The sequence below is a fragment of the Paenibacillus sp. BGI2013 genome, from assembly GCF_002843485.1.
In the GTDB taxonomy this organism is placed as follows: Bacteria; Bacillota; Bacilli; order Paenibacillales; family Paenibacillaceae; genus Paenibacillus; species Paenibacillus amylolyticus.
The window spans coordinates 631,959-654,862 of sequence record NZ_PJFA01000002.1; the positions used below are offsets into that span (position 1 = coordinate 631,959).

A 22,904-nucleotide genomic window follows, 5' to 3' on the forward strand; every position below is an offset into this window, starting at 1 on the left:
GGGTGGGAGGGCGCAAGGGACTGCTAGAGTGATATAGGTGTAGATCAGATCTGAGCAAGAAGTGTGGGTACATCAAATTCTCGTGTACCTGACACGCTAACGAACCCTACACACCTTATAGTGGCAATTACCGAGGATTGGAAAATTTAACGAATCTCACACGTCTTATTTTGACGAATACCTGTTGAAATGAAGCCGAAATGAGCGATTACAGCCAAATAAGCTTTCTACGATTCGTTAGATTTTTAAAATGCCGCTAATGAGCCCAATAAGAGGTGTACGGTTCGTTAGAATTTAGGTGTTATCCAGAAACCCCACTACTACGCAGAGATCCTGAGCACGACCAAATATTCCAGTGTAACTAGTAAGTTCAAACAACACCAAGGAGGGATCGTTATGGCTGACTTATCCATTAATCTGGCAGGTATTCGATCACCCAATCCATTCTGGCTGGCTTCTGCACCACCGACCAATACGGGATATCAGGTTCAGCGTGCGTTCGAGGCGGGCTGGGGTGGTGCGGTGTGGAAGACACTGGGTGAGCCAATTATCAATACATCCTCGCGTTTCGCGGCGGTCCATTTTGGTGGGCAACGGGTGGCGGGGTTTAATAATATTGAATTGATATCCGATCGTCCGCTGGAAGTGAATCTGCGGGAGATCGCCGAGACCAAGAAACACTTCCCGGACCGTGCGGTTATAGCTTCACTGATGGTGGAACCTACGCGGGAGAAGTGGCATGAGATTGTCAAAAAGGTGGAGGCTGTCGGCGTCGATGGCCTGGAGCTGAACTTTGGTTGCCCGCATGGCATGGCCGAACGTGGTATGGGAGCCGCCTCTGGTCAGCAACCTGACCTGGTCGAACTCCAGACGATGTGGGTGAAGGAAGTGGCGACTACACCGGTGATTGTAAAGCTCACGCCGAATATCACGGATATTACGGCAACTGCCCGGGCAGCTGTACGAGGTGGCGCGGATGCGATCTCTCTGATCAATACGATTAACTCCCTGGCAGGTGTGGATCTGGATTCGTGGAATACCGTGCCGCATGTGGGCGGCAAAGGAGCACACGGCGGATACTGTGGCCCAGCGGTAAAGCCCATCGCACTGAATATGGTTGCCGAGTGTGCGCGTAATCCTGAAGTTGGTGTACCGATCTCAGGGATTGGTGGCATATCCGACTGGCGGGATACCGCAGAGTTTCTGCTCATGGGCGCTACAGGTGTCCAAGTATGTACCGCAGCCATGCATCATGGATTCCGCATTGTGGAAGACATGATTGATGGCCTGAACGATTATCTGGATGAAAAGGGTCTGAGCAGCGTTGCAGAACTGGTAGGTCAGACGGTTCCGCGTTACTCCGATTGGGGCAATCTCGATCTGAACTACAAAGTCGTCGCCCGCATCAACCGCGATGTCTGCATCAACTGCAACAAATGCCATATTGCTTGTGAGGACACCTCGCATCAGTGTATTGATATGTTGACCGACCCGTCCGGCTCCTATCTGGAAGTGGTGGAAGAGGACTGTGTTGGCTGTAATCTGTGTTCGATTGTTTGTCCGGTGGATGGGGCGATTGAGATGGTTGAGCTTGTGCCTGAGCAGGAACCTGTAACCTGGAATGAACGTCAGTCTGCGATTGCGATGTTGCAATCGGTTAGAGATCAATCAACCAAGGAGGCGATATCATGAGTACCCGCAAATTGATTCGTAACGGTGTGTTGGTCACAGCGTCAGATACCTTTGAAGCAGATATTTTGATCGAAAAGGGTAAAATCACACAGATTGGCATCGGACTGATGCCTGACGAACGAACGGAGGTTGTGGATGCAGCGGGCTGTTACGTCATTCCGGGCGGGATCGATCCGCATACGCATCTAGATATGCCCTTCGGTGGAACGGTAACGGCGGATGATTTTGCGACGGGAACGACAGCGGCAGCCTTTGGTGGTACAACAACGATCATTGATTTTTGTCTGACACAAAAAGGCCGTCCATTAATCGAATCTCTCCAGGAGTGGCATGCCAAAGCCGAGGGTAAAGCCGCCATCGACTACGGTTTCCATCTCATGATCGGCGAGATGAATGATCAGGTGTTAGAAGAGCTGCCGCAGATCATTGAAGAAGAGGGTGTGTCATCCTTCAAGGTGTTCATGGCGTATAAAAACCAGTTTCAGGCGGATGACGGGATTCTCTTCCAGACGTTGCAAAAGGCAAAAGAGTACGGCGCACTCGTCATGGTTCATGCCGAGAACGGGGATGTCATTGACCTGCTGGTTCGACAGGCGCTCGCCGAAGGGCGCACGGAGCCGATTCATCATGCGCTGACTCGTCCATCCATGCTGGAGGGAGAAGCAACAGGGCGTGCGGCGCGTCTGGCTGCACTTGCGGATTCACAGCTGTATGTGGTGCACGTGACCTGTGCGGAAGCAGTGGAGCAAATTGCACGTATGCGTGAAATGGGCTACCGGATCTGGGGGGAGACCTGTCCTCAGTATTTGACACTGGATCAATCGATCATGGATCAGCCGGACTTTGAGGGTGCAAAGTACGTCTGGTCACCACCGCTGCGGGAAGCAGCACATCAGGAAGTGCTGTGGAATGCATTGAAAAGCGGTCAACTACAGACGATTGGCTCCGATCATTGCTCGTTTAATTTCAAAGGGCAGAAGGACTTGGGCAAAGATGATTTTAGCAAAATTCCTAACGGGGGGCCTGTCATCGAAGATCGTCTCAGCATTCTGTATTCCGAAGGTGTAGTCAAAGGAAGGATCACACTGAATCAGTGGGTTGATCTATGTTCGACAAGAGCGAGCAAGTTATTTGGACTATTTCCGCAGAAAGGGACTCTCGCTGTCGGGACAGACGCGGATATCGTTATTTTTGACCCCTCTGTAAACAGGGTGATCTCGGCAGATACGCATCATATGAACGTGGATTACAGTGCATTTGAAGGTATGCAGGTACAGGGATGTCCGGTGACGGTGTTGTGCCGCGGGGAGTATGTCATTCGAGATCGGCAGTATACCGGAACAGCAGGGGCAGGCCAATATGTGAAGCGCAACAAGTATGATGCAGGCGCGCCCATACCGATGAAACATCCTGTGACGGCAGTGAATGGAGGGAGAAGCTGATGTCGGATCATGATGTGTTTGAGACCGAGAGGATTGCCATAGAGCGAATGGTTGCACAGGGTTATCGGATCTATGCGGTACGGGAACATCTGGAGGGTGCTCACGTCATATGGGGGCACCCGGATCTTCCCGAAGAGAAACAAGAGCAATACGTAGGCACGGCGTCTGGACGGAAGTGGTTCAGTCACATCCTGATTCGCCAGCTTCAGGAGCAACGGGGAGCGTAGACCATACTGAAGCTCTTCATGCGATCGGGCCGTGTACGTACTCATAAGCGTAGATGGCAAGTTCGATCGCGACCCTTTTCTCGGGGAGGATATAGTCTTCTCCCAAAAGGGCTTCGATTTTGTCCAAACGGTGATACAGTGTCTGTCTGACGATATATAGAGCGGTGGCCGTCTCTTGCTTGGAGCAGCACAGGACCAAATATTGCTTGAGGGTCCGCAGTAGCTGACCTCCTTTCTCCACATCGTAACGAATGAGCGGCCCCAAATATTCTTCGATGAAATCATCCAGATTGCCACTCTGCTTCATACTAGCGATGATGCGGTAACAATGAAGATTACTGTAAAAGGGCTGCTGCATCTCGCCGATGTCCTTCTGAATTCGCAGTGTCTCCTTCGCGGATTCCAGACTATCCTTGAGACGGGAGAGGTCTGTACAGTTATGACTGATACCGATCAAGCCTGAGAAGAGGCAGTGGGTCTGTTCCTGCTCGTGCTGCTGTAGCTGTTCGATGCAGCGCCAGAGACTGCTTTTGCGCTGAGATCCAGGTAGTGGGTCGAGAATGATAAGAATGATCTGGTGGTTCAGAACGGTGCTGTAGAGGGTGAAGTTCTCCCGAGCAAATACCAACCGGGCGACGATGTTACGTTGGATTAACAACTTCTGAAGTCTGAGGCTATCTGTGTATGCTGGATTGCTGTCGAATAAAATAATAGTGGCTTTGCTCGTTGCGAGAAGGGGATTAACGGTAGATATATATTCATGGATTTCCTTCGTGGAGTGGTGTCCGTTAAGCCAATCAATGACCCACATATCTTCTTTGTAGCGGCGTTTCTCTTCCATGTATTTGGTTCGCATCCAGTCCTGAGCAATCGCGGCCGCGCATCGTTCCAGTGCCTGAATGACGAATTCATCCGAAGGTTTGATCGGTATGCTTGAATCTTGATCCGTCAGCTTTTGATGCATCAGCACAAGGTCGGCAAAGGTGTAGTCCAACGCCTGAACAGGCATGCTGATCACATCCAATGTGTTATCTGACAGCTGCATTAAATTCGGAATATCCTCCCCCGCCCAATGTTCCCGCTGCAAAAACCAATCCTGCCGACGAGTCTCCAGCTGCTCTGGAGGGCAGTAGGGAACGGCACTTGCTTCCCCTTCAAGTGGATATAACGCCACGGCACATCCGGTTGTTCGTGACAATAATCGAAGCAGAGGTTGTACGCCATCTCCATTCAGAAGAAGTTGGTTAAAGGAGGTGGTGAGACTATCGAGTTCAGCGATCATTCGCTGATGACTGCGAATCAGGGTGAAATGCAGGTCTTGCGTAATATCGATATAACGGACTTGTTCGTGGAACCAGATCAACGGAAAATCAGCTGCTACTGCAATTTCTTTCATAGCCCCGAGCTGTAACTTGGTGTGATCCCCCAGTTCCATACAGAGTCCGGCAGCCCCACGTGCAATTAACTGACGCAGAAAAGACAGGCCTTGCTGCTCACCCTCCTGCCAGCCAATGCCTGTTGTCAGCACCAATTCCCCGCCATTGAGCAAGTCCCCCACCTCGGGAACCTCCATGATATGAACCCAGCAAACATACCGCTCCAGCGCACGATCACTGGCCAGGACTTCTGCCTTGCGAAACACAGGACGTTTTAACATGTCTCTGACTTGAATATGAAGCGTTGTCTCCCCCACACAACCACCATCCTTCCCCAATCACATGTGATCTATCTGGAGTCTGGAATCCGTCAACTTACATAATTAATCCATATTATAAGTCTATTTACAGCCAATGGGCTGAAATCTAACGTTCATTTGTTTCAAATGACAAATGGGACTGTTCTTTTTGTGATTTTGATTAAAATAAAGAATTTATATGTCAGTCTATGTCTCATGTGAATTTTCATCAGCATTTTGCATAATTCGATTCCAATCGCTCACGGGTACAAGATATAGACGAATAGAATCATTTCGATCTATATCTTGCTGATTGGAAGACGCTCATGGGATTTATGCAAAATGCTTAAATAAAAAAAAGCCCCTTAACATCACATCGGAATTCAATCATTCCAATATGCGCTAAGGGGCGAGAAGCTAATATTATAGTCTGTATTTAAGTTGTACTCGAACCGTTACATGAGTACAATCAACGACTTCTTAATCTTCGATTCTTTTCTTTTTAAATTTCATCAGGAACTCATACACAATCGGTACGATAACCAGCGTGAGCAGCGTGGAGCTGATCAGACCGCCGATTACAGTGATTCCGAGTCCTTTGGAGATGATACCCGCACTCTCTTCGAGACCCGTTACCAGCGGCAACAGGGCACCAATGGTCGCGAGAGCGGTCATCAGGATTGGACGCAGACGAGTTGCACCGGCTTCCAGCAAGGCTTCACGGGTAGGCATACCCTCTTTTTCCTTGTGAATAACACGGTCGATCAACACGATAGCGTTGGTGACCACGATACCGATGAGCATCAGTCCACCCATCATGGCGGAGACGTCGAGCGTACCACCAGCGATGAACAGACCTACCATTATACCAATGACCGTAAATGGCAGGGAGAACAGGATTGCGAATGGTGCCAATCCGCCGCCGAATGTAACAACGAGCACGAAGTATACAATGGCGATGGCCGCCAGCATGGCGAGACCCAGTTGAGTAAAGGTATCATTAATCTGTTCGGTTGTACCGCCGAACTTCACTTCAACGCCATCAGGCAGATCCAGCTTGTCGATCTCAGCCTGTAGGTTACTCGAAGCTTTCGTTACATCCGAAGCCAGGATGTTGGCTGTGACTTGTACAACAACTTTACCATCAATTTGCATGATGGAGTTCGGGGATGTACCTTCTTCCACTTTGGCAACATCTTTGATTGGTACCTCGATGCCAAGCGGTGAAGTGACGGTTTCATCCTCAATCTCTTTAATGCTGCTGAATGTTTTGTTGTCTGTCTCTACATATACTTTGTACGTTTTGTTATCGATATCGACTTCCGTAAGCACAGGACGTTCCCGTGCCGGGCTCAGCGTCATCGCCAGTTGGCCTGCAGTCAGGCCCAGGGAACTCAATTTCTCCTGATCTGCCACGAGCGTATACTGCCCGTAGGTGTCAGCGAGTGTAGTGTCTGCTTTTTCAAAATTATCCTTATCTGCTTCAACCAGTTTCAGAATTTCGTCCGATACAGGTTTGAGTTGCTCTACATTATCGCCATAGATGGACAGGCTCAAGCCACTGCCACCCAGACCGCCGGACATGTCGAGCTCATTCCAGGTACCTACGGTAACTTCTTTCTTCAGACCTTCTACAAGCTGTTCCTTCACTTTGGTAAAGTCTTTCGTGTCTTCGTTATATTCAATATAGAATAGAGCCGAGTTGGAACCACCGCCACCCATGCTGCTCAGTGGATTACTTCCGCCGATGGAATATTGCATTTTCTCCAGACCTGGTTGTTCCAGCAACCACTTCTCGGCAACGAGTGCTTCTTTTTCGACATCTTCACGCAAAGCTCCGGTTTGTGGGCTGTACGTAATAGTCACGTATTTATCCTGTTGTTCTGGCAAGAAGCTTGCACCGATAAACGGGTACAGGAACAAACTGCCGACCAGCAAGATCACTGCAATACTGACTGTGATGAGTTTGTGTGAAAGGGTCCAGTTCAGCAGGCGTTTGTAACCTTCCGCCATTTTGCCTGGTTTTTCTTCGTGATTCTGTTTGTTCTTCAACCCTCCACGGAAAAGGGTGTGCGCAAGCATCGGCACAATGGTAATGGCAACGATCAGGGATGCCAGCAAAGCGAATACCATGGTCAGTGCAAATGGCGTGAATAACTCACCGACCATGCCGCTTACCAATGCCAGTGGCAGGAATACCGCAATAGTTACGATCGTGGAAGAAAGGATTGGCACAAACATCTCGCGAGTTGCTTCGCGGACTAGTTCACGGCCTTTTAATCTTTCACCTTTGAGTGTTAATCTGCGGTAGATGTTCTCGATAACAACGATGGAGTCATCGACAACCCGTCCGATGGCAACCGTCATCGCACCCAGCGTCATCATGTTCAAAGTAATATCCATCATATTGAGAGCAGTCAATGCCATGAGCAAGGAGAGCGGGATCGAGATAATGGAGATAATGGTTGAACGAATATTACGCAGGAAGAGCAGGATGATCAGGATGGCAAACAAGGCGCCAAAAACGGCTTTGCCCAACATCGTGTTCACCGAGTCCTGAATCGGCTTACCTTGGTCAAGCAATACAGTCAAATCAGCATTTTTGAACTGCGATTGCAACTCTTCAGCTTTATCTTTGACTGCGTTAACGACATCAACCGTGTTGGCATCGTTGGATTTTACAATGGAAATACCAATCGATTCCTTGCCGTCTGTCCGGGAAATGGATTCCGCTTGACCGATGACTTCGATCTTGGCAATTTCACTTAATTTCACTGTCGGGATACCAGCTGCGTTGGCAGCACCTGAAGGGCTACCCACACTGGCATTACCACCAGCGGCTTGGTCCGTTCCTTGTGAAGCACCTGGAGCGGTACCTTGACCAGCTTCACCAGTTGGTGCTCCAGAGCCTTGTGGGGCTGCGTTTGAACCATTGCCTGCGGAAGCACCGGCACCGCCGGGTACAACTGGAATGGCAAGGTTTTTCAGGTCATCGATGTCGATGATGTTTCCATCTACAACAACGGCTTTCTGGGATTTATCCAGTTCAAACAGTCCAAGGGGCACACGAATGGATGAACCCTGAACGATGCCGTTTACCGTATCTTCGGTCAGGCCCAGCTCGGCCATTTTGGCTTGGTCAAACTTCAATTGAACTTCTTTCACATATTGACCGGACACCTGAACCTGAGCTACACCGTCAATGTCTTCGAGTGCAGGCTGAATATCCGATTCAACCAGTCGTGTCAATTGTTCCAGGTCACCGCCGTCCTTGTCGGACAGGCTCAGAGATACAACCGGGAAAGAGTTAATGCTGAACTTGGAAATGGTCGGCTTCTGCACACTGTCAGGCAGTTGAACTTCATTCAGTGCCTCACGAACGGTTGCAGTTGCGTTGGTCAGATCTGTTCCATAATCAAATTCGAGTGTGATCGATGCTGCGTTCTCCATGGAAGTGGAGGTAACTGTCTTCACGCCATCTACATTACGTAGTTTTACTTCCAGCGGCTTCGTGACATCCTCAACAATTCCCTCCGGTGCAGCCCCCGGATCAATGGCAGTGACATTTAGAAACGGTACGTTGATGTTTGGGATTGTCTCTTGTTTCATCGTCAATCCGCTGTACAAACCTGCGAAAGAGATGATAATCGTCAGAATCCAAATCGCAAACTTGTTGTTCAGTGAAAAATTAATAATACCTTTCATACGATGGTTTCTTCTCCTCTCTGTTTCTCCTGTTTATGTGTGTGACGAGTCAGCCTGGATGAACCGGCTATACATGGCATCCAGAATATGCTGAAGCTCGGAGTGCAAAGATTGAATGGCAGTTACGTTCTCCAGATTGTGCATCATGCCCAGAATAATGGCACGTCGCGGTGTGAATTCCATCATCTCCTGCCGGAGAATGGCAATGGTCTCAAGTACATCATTCTTTGGTTGCCCAGCAGGCAATTCGGAGGCAGCAATATCCTGCATTTGCTTGATAATATGAATAGGATGCCGCATCACCGTGGAATCCGGATGGGGTTCGGTAATCCATGCAGGCCAGTCCTCCAAAGGAATCAAAGGCAAAGGTCGCTGCTTAAGGAATCCGTGCGCTGCATAATCCATCATTTGCAGTAAATTTGTTGCCATTTTGGTAACAGTAAGGGACGGCATCTCTGTAAACCAGATCTTGACGTAGGAAAGGAATAGCCCCTGTGTCAGCAAAATAAGGTCAATCGTATAAGGTTCAATCTCCGATCCGTACTGCTCCTCCAGCTTATCCTTAAACCAATGTAAGGTACGTACCTCCAGATCTCTTTGCAGCGGATGGCATTGTTCCTTGCGTTGCTGTTCATCATCCATCATCATGCTGCGCATCTGTACTCGCAAAAACTCCTTAAGTTCGGCAACATGGATGAGCAGTGTCTCAATCTGCTTGTGCAGACGTTCACGCGAGGTAAGGCTGGTTTCATGCTCAATCTGTGTCATCTCGTCCATGAGCGTGTACATGCAATACTCCAGAGTACTGGCTTCTAATTCCTCTTTGGATTTGAACATGATGTAGAGACTGCCCTTGGACATCCCGCATAATTCTGCAATCTCTTGCATGGATGTTGCAGCACTGCCTTTGGATGAGAATAACTTGAGTGCTGTAGTAATGATGAGCTTTTTCTTCTCATTCATCTCATGTATAGGGTTCATTAACGATACATTCACCTCATCAGGGAACTTGTGAGTTCTTGAATTGACTTTAAGGTCAAAATAAGTATAAACGATCTGGTTAAAGGAATTCAAATGGGAGTGAATTGGAAAATGTGTATGGGGAAAAGTGGCTGATCAAAGGGAAGGAGAGACGGCAAGTAACAAGGTGCAACTTGTATGTACGATAGGGATAAGGTATCAAGAACGTTTAAGTTAGTTTCCTCCAGTGAAGACGTATAAGGCGAGTATAATAATGGCGACTAGAGCGATGAGATAGAAAATGGCCATGGCGATCAGAAGGGTATATCCTGTATAAGAACCAATGCGTGCCAATAATTTTTTCATGATTACGACATCCTTTCTTACGTGGCAAAGTATAAAGAGGTTCCCTATTTATATCATTCCCCAAAAAAGACGACTTTCTGATCGAAGTCGTCTAATTTATATTACAAGATTTAATAGATATCATAATGGAAGCTAAGAATTACACGATAACGGAGATTGCAGAACCGACTTGAAGAAACGAAGTGTTCGCCTTTATCACCAGATTTATCCCTCTTCAAAGGGAATCAAAGAAATCTGGGGATAACAGCGATCGGAAAGTGGGACTGCAATCGGAATTATAAAGTGTAATTCAGTTGTTCCGTTACGTGATGAGCTTCAGCCCAACAGCTGCCACCAAAATCATCGCGATAAACAGGATACGCTTCGCTTCTTTCCGTTCACCGAACAGGAACATGCCTGTTAACGTACTGCCGACCGTCCCGATCCCGGTCCACACGGCATACGCTGTGCCCATCGGAATGGACGTCATGGCGTAGGACAACAACGAGAAGCTGAACACAAACGACACCAGCATAAGTACGATGTATGGCCATCCTTTCTTGGTGGAAGCACCATTAATACCGATTACGCCGAAAATTTCACATATCCCTGCACCTACAATTGCCATCCAAGCCATTATACTGCACCTCCTTTGGCTTCTTGCTGATCCGTTACCAGCTTCAGTCCAATTACGCCGCAGAGCAGCAGCCCGATGAGCAATACTTTGGCCAAGCGGAACGGTTCACCGAACAATACCATTTCCGTAAGGACGGTACCCGCCGTACCAATTCCCGTAAAGACGGCATACACCGTACCCACAGGCAGCCTTTTGGAAGCGGCAATGATCAGTCCAAAGCTGATCACGATGGCAATCCCCGTTAAAGTCCACTCCCAGGCATTCGAGGCATGTTTCAGCCCACTTACCCAGACAATCTCAATAATTCCGCCGATAAATACATATAACCAGTTGCGGTTCATGTTGTTAAATCTCCTTCCGGCACAACGCTGTGCGCCTCGTCGTTCAAATGATGAATGCCATGCCAAAATACAGGCCAGGCTGCTTCCAACCGTCTCTTGTACCGACGGGAACTTCCATAGATAATCTCCACGGTGATACCGTCGAGAAACGTCATAAATGCAATGGCGGCTTGTTCCGCGGGTAGGGGCGGTATATCTTCATTACGCATTGCCCTTTGCAGCAGACGAGTCAGTACACGTTCCATACCATCGATAAACGGATACACTTGATCCATCACTTCGCCATACAGAGAAAGGGGGGGATAAAAACAATTACGCAACATCAAACGAGCCGAAGCATGGGCATTGTATTCTTGTTCGAACCAGATCAACAAGCCTTTCAGCCTCTGCTCCAATGGCAGATCCGCATGATCACGGAAATATTCCAGTGTGTGCCGTGTTACCTCGTGAAATGCAAAGTCCAGTGTGTGTAAAAACAAGTCATCCTTGCAGCTGAAATGCGCATATATGGACGGTTTTTTAATCCCGACTTCATCAGCAATAGCTCTCAGAGAAGCTCCCTCATAGCCATCTCTGGCAAAATGGAACAGGGCTGCATCCCGAATGGATTGTGCAGTCATTCAATCACCTTCCTAACGGTCGTTAGGTAATTATATTTCCACACTTTACATCACCTGTCAAGATGAAAATATCCGCCTGCACAGTGAGTACAGGCGGATATAACAGGTATGGATGTGGTTTCTGATCAAAAGGTCGTAAGACCCAGAATCAGTTGCAGCTTATATAGGATACCTTTCAAAAACGTAGTCTTCTCCTGGAACTCATCCAGGTCTAACGTGAACTCGGCATCATTATTATTCCAAATACGCTCAAAATAATTCGCGATATCAAGTGTGAACTTATTGTCTGGAGGTGCAGCAACCCATAGATCATTCTCCAGATTGTAGTCATTCATGTTTCGTGGTGTAAAGTTGGTTGAACCCCCTAGGACTATATGATCTCCGGTTGCTTTGGCAAGATAGATCATCTTGGTATGGTATTGCTCCTTGGTGGTGTTATACCAGCGGATCTGAATTTTACCGTCGGATTTATCATGCAATTCAGCAGCGACAGGACGGTTCGGAATACCGATCTTTTCCTGACCAAAAGCATTTTCATTTGGATCTAGTACAAGCCGGATCTCGGTTCCTCGTTTTGCCGCTTCCAGCAGGGCTTCCAATACTTTCGGAGAGGCCACATAGAACATGCCCATCCATAAGGTGTCACCTTTGCCAGCTTGATTGATCTCATGGAGTACAGCGTCATTCACTTTGCCTTCAGTTAAATAGCGTATTCGCAAATCTCCCGTATTTGAATTCGAGGAAGGAGCTGTGTAGGCAGGAACCTTGCCTCCGCCTGAGATGTCGAGAACAGCTTGCTCGGACTGAAGAATATCGCCAATGATTGGACCTGTTACTTCAAATGCAATATTCGAGTGGTAGGCACTCGCATCATGGATATTGCCAGAAGAGACAATCGCTGTCTTCTCACTAACAACAACTTTACGATGATTGGCCTTCACATTGAGCAGCTTGAGATAGGAACGCACAGTGACATCCGGACCATCCGTGGCCATCAGGTTTTTGATCCAGCCATCTCCGGATTGGCCAAACCATTGGAAGAAGGTCCGCCAGACCGCAGAGTATACTGGAGTTGAATCACGCAAAGGGTCCACATCCGTGATGACCACATGAATGCCTGCTTGTTTCATTTGTTCCAGCAACGGATTGGGTGCTGAGTTATAGTTGGTATTTACTTCATCTGTAATGAACCAAATGTCCATGTCCGGGTGCTGATTTTTTTTGGCGACCAGCGCTTCGGTGAATTCAGTACTAACGGGAGGAAAGTTTTGTCCCTTGTGCTGATAATTATTGAACAGGAACATATCCACCAGGACAAACTGCTCTGCTTCCTCCACAATCTGCATCATGCGCTGGAAAATCTGCTGCTCGTGCTCCATCTGTTCGTCGGAGGAAGGATAAGTGAGGTCATGCAGGAACTCGACTTGATCCACACGATACTCCGGACTTTCGTAGGAAATGCCCGTTGGTAATGGTTTGTAGGTCTGATAGAGCATGACGGCGATGAGCCATAGGACCAATAGGACGAGTCCTGTTCGTATGTATGGAAATTTGCCGCGTGAAGACTTGCGGTCTGATGTATGGCGGCGTAATGAGACCAACGGTGGACTCCCCCTTCTGTACTTGCTGACTTCTATTACCACACGGATGATAACGTTGACGCAGAAGAACCCGCTAGCATAACGAATGTAGTGGTAAAATGCATATGGCAAAATTGGCAGTATGCAATCGACAGGTGTCTGAGCGTTGTGTATAATGAGTGTATTATTTTTGTAGAATGTTAGGGTTTTCATATGCCTGACAAGGACGGGGAACCAATGATATAACCTTTGAAATCTGGACATTTAGGAAAGAAAGTGGGTAATAAGGTGTATTCCATCAAACAAGTCGCTGCCATGCTCGGTATCCCGACGGTGACGCTCCGGGCTTGGGAGAATCGGTATAGTGCGGTCACCCCTGAGCGGACGGAATCGGGTTATCGAATGTATACCGAAGAGAATGTTGCGGATCTGCGCTGGTTGAAAGAACAGGTTGAGCTACATCAGACCAATATTTCGGAAGCGGTACGGATGTTGAAAGTAAACAAATTAAATCCGCCCGAGGCTGTGCCCACGCCGATCATGGCTCCGGTGCCTACGATGGAAGAAGCCTACGCACGCATGGCAGATCAGATCTATGACTCGCTCTACAACTTTCAGGGTGAACGTGCCAATGGTTTGATTGATTTTGGGTTCACCATGTATGGGTATGACTCGATGTTCTATCATGTGTTGGTGCCCATTCTGGTTCGGGTTGGAGATGCATGGGAGCAAGGCAGGGCTTCGGTGGCTCAGGAACACTTCATGACACAGCTGATATCACAGCGCTTTTATCAGTTTTTCCATCTGTTCCCGATCTATCCGCATCTGCCCAAAGTTCTGGCGTTGTGTCCGGAAGGGGAGCACCATCAGGTCGGATTGCTGCTGTTCTCTCTTTTTATGCGCAAAAATGGAGCGGAAGTACTGTATCTCGGTGCGAACACGCCAGAAGAAGGTATCTTCCCGATTATCCGGGAGCAGAAGATCAAGTTGGTCTGCCTGTCGATCACAAGTCCAGGGCTTCTTGTTAAATGTGATCAACTCGTCGAGCGGATTAAAAACGAGTTCCCGCATATTCGCTTTGTACTTGGTGGAAAGGGCTATGAGCGTGCAGAGCATGCGCGTTATCCGCAATGGATTATGCCGGAGAGTTCTGCGGACTGGCAGTCGTGGATGGAGCGTGAATATCTCTCCGAGCGGTCACCTGGTGCACGGTTTGGACAGGCCAATAATTAAACATAATCTCAAATGATATGAATAGGTTAGTGTATAAAGGACATCCTTTGACGAAAGTGATCAAAGGGTGTTTTTTGTGTTTATAAATGGATTACCAGGTATTTTGACCGACGGGTCATTTTTTGGTTTACAAGCTCGTATAATATTTGTATTATATTTGTATAATGTTTTTGCTAGTTACCGCTTAAAGTGTTCTTGGGCGGTTTAATAATAGGTTAGGGGCTTGAGAACTATAGGAATTCCCTACATAGAAAGGTGAGTGGCATGATACCGAATCAACAACGCAAACGTGCAGCTGTCATTGGTGCAGGTCCGGGTGGACTTGCAGCAGCGATGTTATTGTCCGGTCAGGGGTACGAGGTAGATGTGTATGAGAAACAGCCAGTCATCGGGGGGCGTTCTGCCAGATTGGAACTGGGTGAATATCGATTCGACCGCGGTGCTACATTTTTGATGATGCCTCAGCTGATTGAAGAGATGTTCGACGTGGTGGGGCGTAAGTTATCCGATTATGTGCATATGAAAGAGCTAACCCCACTGTACGCACTGAACTTTGGTGATAAGGTGTTCACGCCTTCTCGTAATCGGGAAGATACAGCTGCACAGATTAAGGAATTGTTTCCGGGCAATGAGGACAATTACCTTCGGTTCATGCAAGAAGAAGAAGTGAAGTTTGGCAAAGTCATGCCTCTGCTCCGTCGTCCTTTTGGCAAGTTGACTGACTATCTACGCAAGGATGCGGTAACAGCTCTACCTAAGCTTGATGTCCACAATACAGTCTATGGAATCTTGTCCCGCTATTTTACAGATGAGCGTCTACGCTGGGCATTTACATTCCAATCCAAATACCTTGGCATGTCTGCCTGGGATTGTCCGGGTACCTTTACCATATTATCGTTTATTGAGCATCACTACGGATTGTTCCACCCCATTGGCGGCGTGAATCGGATCTTCCAAGCCATGGCCGATGTCGTGGAAGAACACGGAGGACGCATACATACTTCGACCCCGGTGAAACAGGTCATCGTTCGCAATGGTCGTGCAGAAGGTGTGTTGCTTGAGAACGGTGAACGCATCGAAGCAGACCATGTGGTGGTGAACGCCGACTTTGCACATGCGGTTAACCATCTGTTTGAACCAGGCGTGCTTAAGAAATATACCCCGGAGAAAATGAAACGCAAAAAGTATTCCTGCTCTACAGCAATGCTGTATCTGGGCGTGGATGGTGATGTGGACCTGCCGCATCACTCGATCTATTTTCCCGAGGACTACCGGTTGAACGTCGACGAGATTACAAAGCACAAAATGCTGTCTGCCGATCCATCTCTATATATTCATAACCCTTCCAGACTTGATTCGACGCTGGCACCGGAAGGGAAATCTGCTTTGTATGTTCTTATGCCTACGCCTAACCTTACCGCAGATATTGATTGGGAGGCAGAACGGGAGAATGTGCAGGAGGCCATGATGAAACGCATGGAAGGCATTGCTGAGTTGGCAGACATACGCAGCCGTATTGAAGAATGTATGCTGTTCACTCCACTCGATTGGGAGACTGAACTGGATGTGTATCGGGGAGCAACGTTTAATATGGCACATAATTTGGGTCAGATGATGTATCTGCGTCCCCATAACCAGTTTGAAGAGTTGAAAAGTGTATGGCTGGTAGGCGGCGGAACACATCCGGGCAGCGGGTTGCCCACGATTTTCGAATCGGCACGGATCAGTGTCAGACTGATTCAGGAAGAGGACGCACGCACACGTTCCAAGCCATCCTCTTATGTGAAGACGGCAGAAGCCAGAGGGCATTCATGAAGCGGGCCGCTATTGTAGGCGCAGGGATTGGCGGACTCACTTCGGCACTGTTATTGAACCGTCAAGGCTGGGATGTCACCGTGTATGAACGGGGTTCCCGCGTTGGCGGACGTATTGGATATGAGCAGGAAGGCGAGTATCGGATCGATCAGGGGCCAACGATCGTACTGCTGCCGGAGATGTTACTTGGCATAATGGAGGAAGCAGGCGTAGATCGTTCGAAGATTGAGTTACTTCGCTGTGATCCGTTATACAGAGTCCACTACCACAGTGGTCGTGTCATGACCAAGATGACCTCACGTGAAGAGCAGACGGCGGAGATTGAGCGTTTGTTCCCGGGAGAGAGCCGAGGATTCAGACGGTTCATGAAAGATATGGACACGTTGTTTCCGGCAGGCCGGGCAGCGTTTCTGGAAAGGGCTTTTCCGCGCAAAAGGGATTTCTTCACCCCTTCGCTCATGTCACTCATGGGCAGATTGCGTGCACACAAAAGTGTCCGGAAAGCGGTAGGCGATTATTTTGAGCACGAGGAATTGCTTGATGCATACTCACTGCAAAGTTTATACATTGGTGGATCACCGTTTGGGACGCCAGGTATCTATTCCCTTTTACCTTACGCAGAGCATGAATATGGCATCTGGATGGTCAAAGGTGGATATGCAGCATTGCCGGCCATTCTGGAACAGGAACTGATATCACGTGGTGGACGTGTCGTGCTGAATTCGGAAGTGACCGGACTCAAGATTAAAAATGGTGTGTGTGAAGGTATAGAAACGGCAGCAGGCGCAGAAAATGTGGATGCAGTTATCTACAATGGTGATTTCCCCCATCTATCAGGTTTGCTTGGACAATCACCAGAGGTAGCACGTAAAAGAAAACCGTATCGTCCCTCTTCCGGATGTGTATTGCTCTATGTGGGCGTGGACAAAACCTGGGAAGATGCAACGACGCACCAGTTCTTCCTGCCACCGAGTCTTGAAGGCAGTTTGCAGGAAGTGTTCAATCAGCGACGCATTCCGGCAAAGTCCTCATTTTACGTATTTAATCCGGTCGCATTGGATGAAACTGCAGCACCTCAAGGACAGAGTGTATTATATTTCCTCATTCCCGTACCAGATGCCGAAGGTGTCGACTGGGATCAGGAGAGTGAAGCATTGGCAGAACGGGTACTGGAAGAAGCGGAGCAACGTGGATTCCCGGGACTTCGTGCAGCGATCAAGTGGAAAAAGGTACGTACACCCGCTGACGCAGAGCGAGACGGGCTCTATGGGGGCGGAAGCTTTGGTATAGCACCTGTATTATTCCAGTCCGGTGTATACCGACCGCAACCCAAACCATTCCCTAATATAAAGGGATTATATGCCGCAGGAGCATCTGTACATCCAGGTGGCGGAGTGCCGATTGTAATGCAGAGTGCACGGATGGCCGTCAATCAACTCATGAAGGAGATGGGAACATGAATGAAGCGATTTTGAGCAGGTGTGAAGAGTTGATGCAAAAGGGTTCTTCCTCTTTTTATCAGGCCTTTAGAGGGCTGCCAAGTCCACGTCGGGAAGCGGTATATGTCATTTATGCCTTCTGCCGCATGATTGATGACAGTGTAGACGAGCCGGAACATTCGCCATATACGATTCACGAGATCCATGATTTGTTTGATCAGTTGGACGACGCGGAAGGACACTTTATCTGGCCAGCACTGAGATGGTTGTTCAGCAGTTTCCCTCATCTGGATAAGGGGCCATTTTTCCGTCAGATGGAAGGGCAACTCACAGATCTTAAAGTAACGCATTATACAACGATGCAGGAACTGGAGCATTATTGTTATCTGGTGGCCGGAACCGTAGGCGAGATGTTGTTGCCTGTATTGCGGGATGATAACGGCGCGGAAGTAGCCGTGAACGGGATTGCTTTGGGTAAAGGGATGCAGATCGTTAATATTATTCGGGATGTTGGTGAAGATCGGGCCAGAGTGCGTCGGTATGTTCCGCTGGAGATCATGGAGAAGCATGGTTACACCGAGCAGGACTTTGAAGACGGGGTTGTGGACGAACGTTTTATTGCCATTGTTCATGAATTAAAAGCTGCAGCATTGCACTGGTTCCGTATTGGCATGGATCGTCTGGATACGTACCCAACGGAAAGTGCATTTTCCATCGAGCTGGCAGCAGCCTTTTACTCCACCATTCTACACGCCGTTGAACGCAACGACTATGACGTATATACCAAGCGGGCATATGTTAGCGATGAATTGAAACTGGAGATGCTGGGTGCAATTGTGAAACGTTACCCGATGCTGGCCTATCAAGCCTCCCGAACGGCGGTATCCTGATGATCCAGTGGCTTTACTGGGCGTGGTATGTCATTGGAGCAACCTTGATGCTAACGATCGGTGTGCCTGACGTATTATCTTTTTCAAATGGTTTATTTCTAATCTTCTACGCATTGTATGTGCTGGATCTGATCTATCAAGGGCGTAATCGGACAGGCCTGTCCGACCAGTCAGTCATCTGGCTGAAACCCGGACTCTGGATATCCTCTGTGATTATCTGGCTTGGAGGTATGGGCGTAGAGTGGGTAGGCGTTCATACGCATTGGCCTTTTGGCGAGTATGCCTACTCAGACTTCTTCGGGATTCATCTGTTCAGTGTGCCAGTTACGCTGGGTTTCGCCTGGATCGCAGTGGTGGGTAACTCGGCGCTGTTAAGTGGCGGTGGTTCAACGTGGACTGGCAGATTGCTTCGAGCAGTGAAGACCGGGTTCTGGGCGATTGTACTCGATCTGGTGCTCGACCCTGTTGCGCATGCAAGAGGATTCTGGGAGTGGCAAGCCCCAGGTGGATTCTACGGTGTTCCGTGGACCAATTACATAAGCTGGTTTATCATGGGTGCATTCTTATCCCTTTTCCTTCCGGCCATGCCTAATGACCGTAGCTCATTGCTGCGTGCAAAATGGTTGTATCAGCTGTTTATTCTTCTGTTCGGCCTGCTTGCTCTAAAGGAAGGGATTACGGGCAGCTTTATCATCGCCATTGCTGGTGTGCTTCTTGCCGAAGGGAGCTGGCTCTATGATTCGCGCCGTAAAATCAAAACCGTTTAATCGTATTTTTGCCTTATACAATCACTATTATCTGCTACGTCGGCGCTTCCGCTCCTTCACGCTCACAGGGTCACTGGACCCGCAGGTGGACATCAGGGACAACTCCCCGATTGAACCGACTCGTCCCGTGATCTATTTCATGAATCACAGCTCCTGGTGGGATGGTCTGCTGCTCTATCATGCGGCCAGGCAGACATCGCGGGGTGATCATTATGTGATGATGGAGGAGCAACAGCTTCAGCAATATGCTTTTTTTCGTAAATTGGGTGCGTATTCGATCAATAAGGAGAGTGCGTCCGGTATTCGGACCTCTCTACAGTACACCAGTGAATTATTGGATTCAGGTAAAAGGGTCTGGATTTTTCCCCAAGGAGAAATATTGCATCAGGAGGCCAGACCGATTCAGTTCCGTCCAGGCATCGGATTGTTACTTCGTCGTTCTCCAAATGCCATTGCTGTACCGGTAACCTTGTGCCATGGGATGGTCCAGCATGATTTACCGGAAATATCGATGCAGGCGGGCCCGGCTGTGATGGAAGACTGGAAGGCGTTGAAGAGTGAAGAGATTGCCGCCAGACTCGGCCATGTGCTGGAACAGCAGTTAGACGATCATAGATCAGAGCTTATACGGATGGGGCAGGGAAGTTTGCCAGATGCGATTCCACTGATTCGTCATGTACGTTCGACAAGTGAAAAATACGATGCGGCACGAAAGCGGGTGAACCGTTAGCATGAATGCATCTGAAATCTTCTGGATTGTGCTTACCTGCATATTGGGCATACAGTTGCTGTTCGCTCTATGGAACGTCTCCTGTCTGCCCAAAGTGCGTTCATTCCGAGCAGACCGAATACAACCACCAGACCTGCTGGTCTCGGTGCTGATTCCAGCCAGAAATGAAAGACTACATATCGAAGGATGTCTGGAGAGTGTGCTCGCGAGCGATACATCAGGATTCCAGATGGAAGTATTGGTGCTGGATGATCGCTCCGAAGATGAGACAGCGGCCATGGTACAAGCGATTGCGGATCGGGATGCACGTGTGCGTTTGCTGCATGGCGTTGATCTTCCCGAAGGCTGGATGGGGAAATCCCATGCGTGTCACAGGCTGGTTCAGGAGGCCAAGGGAGAATGGTATATGTTCGTGGATGCGGATGTGCGTCTGGAGCCAAGTGCCATTCGGCAGACTCTTGCGGCAGGGTGTGAGCAGAGCGGGGGGCTGGTAACCGGTTTTCCTTATCAGGTAACAAAGACGTGGATGGAAAAGCTTGTTGTACCCATGATGGTCTTCACCATCATCAGTCATCTGCCCATTTTCATGATACGAAGATCATCCAGTCCGATGTTTGTGGCCGCTACGGGGGCTTTTTTGCTGATTCATCGCTCCAGTTACGAAGCTTCCGGTGGTCATGCTGCCATTCAGGCACATCTGGTGGATGATATGAGTCTCGCCAAAGCAGTCAAGCGTGCAGGTCATCCGGTGATGCTGACCGATGTGCATGATGTAACAAATACCCGTATGTATCAGAACGGGGCAGAAGTATGGAACGGATATAAGAAAAACATGTACGAAGGTATGGGGCGCAAAGACGTGCTGCTGCTTGGCACGATGTTAATGTATACACTGATGTATATTGTGCCTCCACTAGGATTGATTATTGGACTCCTTATGGGCAGTTCGATGTCCATTCTGTATGGATTGTTAGGAACATTATTAGGTATGGCTGTAAAAAGAGTAGCGGATCATGCTGGCGGACAACCCTGGTGGCTTGCCCTTCTGCAACCGGTCAGCATGGCCTGTGTCATTGCCATCGGATTCGCTTCCTGGCAGGCAGGCCGCTCCGGCAAGGGGTATGTATGGAAAGGTAGGCGGTACAGTTGAGAGGTAACGTCATTATAATCGGTGCAGGATTTGGAGGTCTGTCGTGTGCAATACGACTGGCTTCACAAGGTGTGCAGGTGACCATTCTGGAACGGCAGCAACATGTAGGTGGCAAGCTACAGCAGATTGAGCGGGACGGGTATCATTTTGACCGGGGACCGAGCACGATCACGATGCCATCGACCTTTCGTTCAGTCTTCGACCATGCTGGAGTAGCAATGGAAGATTACGTACAATTATATGAGTTAGAACCGCGCACGCGTAATATATTTGCAGATGGCACAGTGGTAGATTTGTCAGGTAATCGCGGGTGGATGAAGGAGCAGATCGCTACGTACAGTCCGGAGGATGCAGCTCGTTATGATGCGTTTATGGATGAATCTGCCGCGCTATATGCGGAAGCCAATCGTCATTTTCTGGGTAAGTTGCTGCTGTCTCCTTCTGACAAATACAATCTTCAGATGCTGCGCAGCCTGCTCCGCGTGCGGCCAACGGTGAAGCTGGATAAGTTACTGCGCTCATATTTCCAACATCCGCATACGCTGGCTATGTTCGGACGGTACGCGACCTATGTGGGATCATCGCCGTATCAATCACCTTCGATCTTTGCCATGATGGGGCATGTGGAAGCAGAAGTGGGCATCTACGGGGTCAAAGGTGGAACCTATCAACTGATCGAAGGTATGACCCGGCTGGCTCGGGAAAAAGGTGTACAGATCATTACCGGCACAGAGGTCCGGCAGATTGTTGTTCGGAATGGAAAAGTGGCTGGCGTGGATACGGATCAAGGCCTCCGCGAAGCAGATCAAGTGGTTGCGAATGGAGATGTGCTTAGCGTAAATCGACTGCTGCTCGCACCGGAACATCGGAAAGAAATGAGCGATGCCCGCATACGGAAGTATGAGCCCTCCATTTCAGGATTTGTGACGCTGGCAGGTGTGAGAAGACAATATGATGCGTTGTTACACCATACGGTCTTTTTCCCGGAACGGTATGAACCGGAGTTTGACCATATTTTCCGTGACCGTAAAATGCCCGCCGATCCCACGATCTACATCTGTTATTCCGGTTATTCGGAAGCGGGCATGGCTCCGGCGGGAGCCAGTAATCTGTTCATTCTGGTCAATGCCCCCTATTTGTCGGATTCATGGAATTGGGAGCAGCAGACGGAACGTTACGGTGCGTTTGTGCTGGAACAATTGGCGGCGCGGGGAATTACCGGGTTGAATGAATCCGATGTGCTGATCCGGTACACACCGCAAGATATCGAACGGGATACCTTGGCGCATCAAGGATCGATCTACGGCATCTCGTCCAACTCCGTGAAGCAGACCTTTATGCGACCAGGCAACCGAAGCAAAGATGTACAAGGACTCTGGTACGTCGGCGGAACGACACATCCAGGCGGCGGAACCCCGATAGTGACGTTGTCCGGACAGCTTGTTGGTGAGCAATTGGCATCGGAAATCTTGAGATAAGTTTGTTGTGCAGATGATGGAGTGAAAATGTGTTTTGTTGATCCATGTGCGTGTGTATCGTCTCTGCTAATTAACTTTGAAGCTACTACGGATGATCCGTGCTGTTGAGTAGGTATGAGATAGTGGTGCTCCGGGATTTAAGTGAGACATTTGGTGTCGGGGCATCCTTTCAATAGCC

19 protein-coding genes are annotated in these 22,904 nt (G+C 48.9%); 11 read left to right on the top strand and 8 right to left on the bottom strand.

The window, feature by feature from the left end:
• Nucleotides 1–396 precede the first annotated feature (396 nt).
• Genes preA through CXK86_RS06580 form a run of 3 tightly spaced genes read left to right on the top strand, consistent with a single transcriptional unit; the run spans nt 397 to nt 3,361 of the window.
• Nucleotides 397–1,692 (top strand): NAD-dependent dihydropyrimidine dehydrogenase subunit PreA, encoded by a 1,296-nt coding sequence (preA, locus tag CXK86_RS06570; protein ID WP_101313536.1) that lies wholly within the window; start codon nt 397–399, stop codon nt 1,690–1,692.
• Nucleotides 1,689–3,134: a dihydropyrimidinase gene (gene hydA, locus CXK86_RS06575; protein WP_101313537.1), complete on the top strand. Its 1,446-nt coding sequence runs from the start codon at nt 1,689–1,691 to the stop codon at nt 3,132–3,134. The genes preA and hydA overlap by 4 nt, the downstream gene beginning before the upstream one ends.
• Complete coding sequence (locus tag CXK86_RS06580; protein ID WP_047840726.1) at nt 3,134–3,361, top strand: hypothetical protein; 228 nt, start codon at nt 3,134–3,136, stop codon at nt 3,359–3,361. Before hydA ends, CXK86_RS06580 begins: the two co-directional genes overlap by 1 nt.
• A 16-nt stretch (nt 3,362–3,377) precedes the next feature.
• Here the strand turns inward: CXK86_RS06580 and CXK86_RS06585 are convergent, their stop codons facing one another.
• The 8 genes from CXK86_RS06585 to CXK86_RS06615 form a co-directional block, all read right to left on the bottom strand.
• A complete protein-coding gene (locus CXK86_RS06585) occupies nt 3,378–5,054 on the bottom strand; it encodes a PucR family transcriptional regulator (protein ID WP_101313538.1) in 1,677 nt (558 codons plus the stop codon).
• Nucleotides 5,055–5,516: 462 nt separating this feature from the next.
• A complete protein-coding gene (locus CXK86_RS06590) occupies nt 5,517–8,741 on the bottom strand; it encodes an efflux RND transporter permease subunit (protein WP_101313539.1) in 3,225 nt (1,074 codons plus the stop codon).
• Nucleotides 8,742–8,774: 33 nt separating this feature from the next.
• Nucleotides 8,775–9,704, bottom strand: coding sequence for a TetR/AcrR family transcriptional regulator (locus CXK86_RS06595; protein WP_164783302.1), 930 nt, complete (start codon nt 9,702–9,704; stop codon nt 8,775–8,777).
• A gap of 231 nt (nt 9,705–9,935) precedes the next feature.
• The gene (locus CXK86_RS32580; RefSeq protein WP_257467785.1) at nt 9,936–10,067 is read right to left on the bottom strand and encodes a hypothetical protein; all 132 of its coding nucleotides are present in this window, start codon (nt 10,065–10,067) and stop codon (nt 9,936–9,938) included.
• Nucleotides 10,068–10,368: 301 nt separating this feature from the next.
• Nucleotides 10,369–10,683 (bottom strand): DMT family transporter, encoded by a 315-nt coding sequence (locus CXK86_RS06600; RefSeq protein WP_017691901.1) that lies wholly within the window; start codon nt 10,681–10,683, stop codon nt 10,369–10,371.
• Nucleotides 10,683–11,024, bottom strand: a complete 342-nt coding sequence (locus CXK86_RS06605; protein ID WP_017691902.1) for a DMT family transporter — start codon at nt 11,022–11,024, stop codon at nt 10,683–10,685. The genes CXK86_RS06600 and CXK86_RS06605 overlap by 1 nt, the downstream gene beginning before the upstream one ends.
• Entirely contained in the window at nt 11,021–11,644 is a 624-nt protein-coding gene (locus CXK86_RS06610; RefSeq protein ID WP_101313540.1) for a TetR/AcrR family transcriptional regulator, read from the bottom strand. The genes CXK86_RS06605 and CXK86_RS06610 overlap by 4 nt, the downstream gene beginning before the upstream one ends.
• Nucleotides 11,645–11,769: 125 nt before the next feature.
• Nucleotides 11,770–13,245 (bottom strand): phospholipase D family protein, encoded by a 1,476-nt coding sequence (locus tag CXK86_RS06615; protein WP_101313541.1) that lies wholly within the window; start codon nt 13,243–13,245, stop codon nt 11,770–11,772.
• Between the two features lie 255 nt (nt 13,246–13,500).
• On the opposite strand from CXK86_RS06615, the gene CXK86_RS06620 reads away from it, so the two are divergent.
• The 8 genes from CXK86_RS06620 (at nt 13,501) to CXK86_RS06655 (ending at nt 22,726) form a co-directional block, all read left to right on the top strand.
• On the top strand, nt 13,501–14,457 hold the full coding sequence (locus CXK86_RS06620) for a MerR family transcriptional regulator (RefSeq protein ID WP_257467786.1): 957 nt from the start codon (nt 13,501–13,503) through the stop codon (nt 14,455–14,457).
• Between the two features lie 264 nt (nt 14,458–14,721).
• On the top strand, nt 14,722–16,272 hold the full coding sequence (locus CXK86_RS06625; protein WP_101313542.1) for a phytoene desaturase family protein: 1,551 nt from the start codon (nt 14,722–14,724) through the stop codon (nt 16,270–16,272).
• Nucleotides 16,269–17,732 carry a phytoene desaturase family protein gene (locus CXK86_RS06630; RefSeq protein WP_101313543.1) on the top strand — a complete coding sequence of 488 codons (1,464 nt, stop codon included), beginning with the start codon at nt 16,269–16,271 and terminating at the stop codon, nt 17,730–17,732. The genes CXK86_RS06625 and CXK86_RS06630 overlap by 4 nt, the downstream gene beginning before the upstream one ends.
• Nucleotides 17,729–18,601: a phytoene/squalene synthase family protein gene (locus CXK86_RS06635; RefSeq protein ID WP_101313544.1), complete on the top strand. Its 873-nt coding sequence runs from the start codon at nt 17,729–17,731 to the stop codon at nt 18,599–18,601. The genes CXK86_RS06630 and CXK86_RS06635 overlap by 4 nt, the downstream gene beginning before the upstream one ends.
• Nucleotides 18,601–19,368 carry a carotenoid biosynthesis protein gene (locus CXK86_RS06640; RefSeq protein WP_076253629.1) on the top strand — a complete coding sequence of 256 codons (768 nt, stop codon included), beginning with the start codon at nt 18,601–18,603 and terminating at the stop codon, nt 19,366–19,368. The genes CXK86_RS06635 and CXK86_RS06640 overlap by 1 nt, the downstream gene beginning before the upstream one ends.
• Complete coding sequence (locus CXK86_RS06645; RefSeq protein WP_076328725.1) at nt 19,337–20,098, top strand: lysophospholipid acyltransferase family protein; 762 nt, start codon at nt 19,337–19,339, stop codon at nt 20,096–20,098. The genes CXK86_RS06640 and CXK86_RS06645 overlap by 32 nt, the downstream gene beginning before the upstream one ends.
• A gap of 1 nt (nt 20,099) precedes the next feature.
• A complete protein-coding gene (locus tag CXK86_RS06650) occupies nt 20,100–21,248 on the top strand; it encodes a glycosyltransferase family 2 protein (protein ID WP_101313545.1) in 1,149 nt (382 codons plus the stop codon).
• A complete protein-coding gene (locus CXK86_RS06655; RefSeq protein WP_101313546.1) occupies nt 21,245–22,726 on the top strand; it encodes a phytoene desaturase family protein in 1,482 nt (493 codons plus the stop codon). The genes CXK86_RS06650 and CXK86_RS06655 overlap by 4 nt, the downstream gene beginning before the upstream one ends.
• The last annotated feature ends 178 nt before the right edge of the window (nt 22,727–22,904 follow it).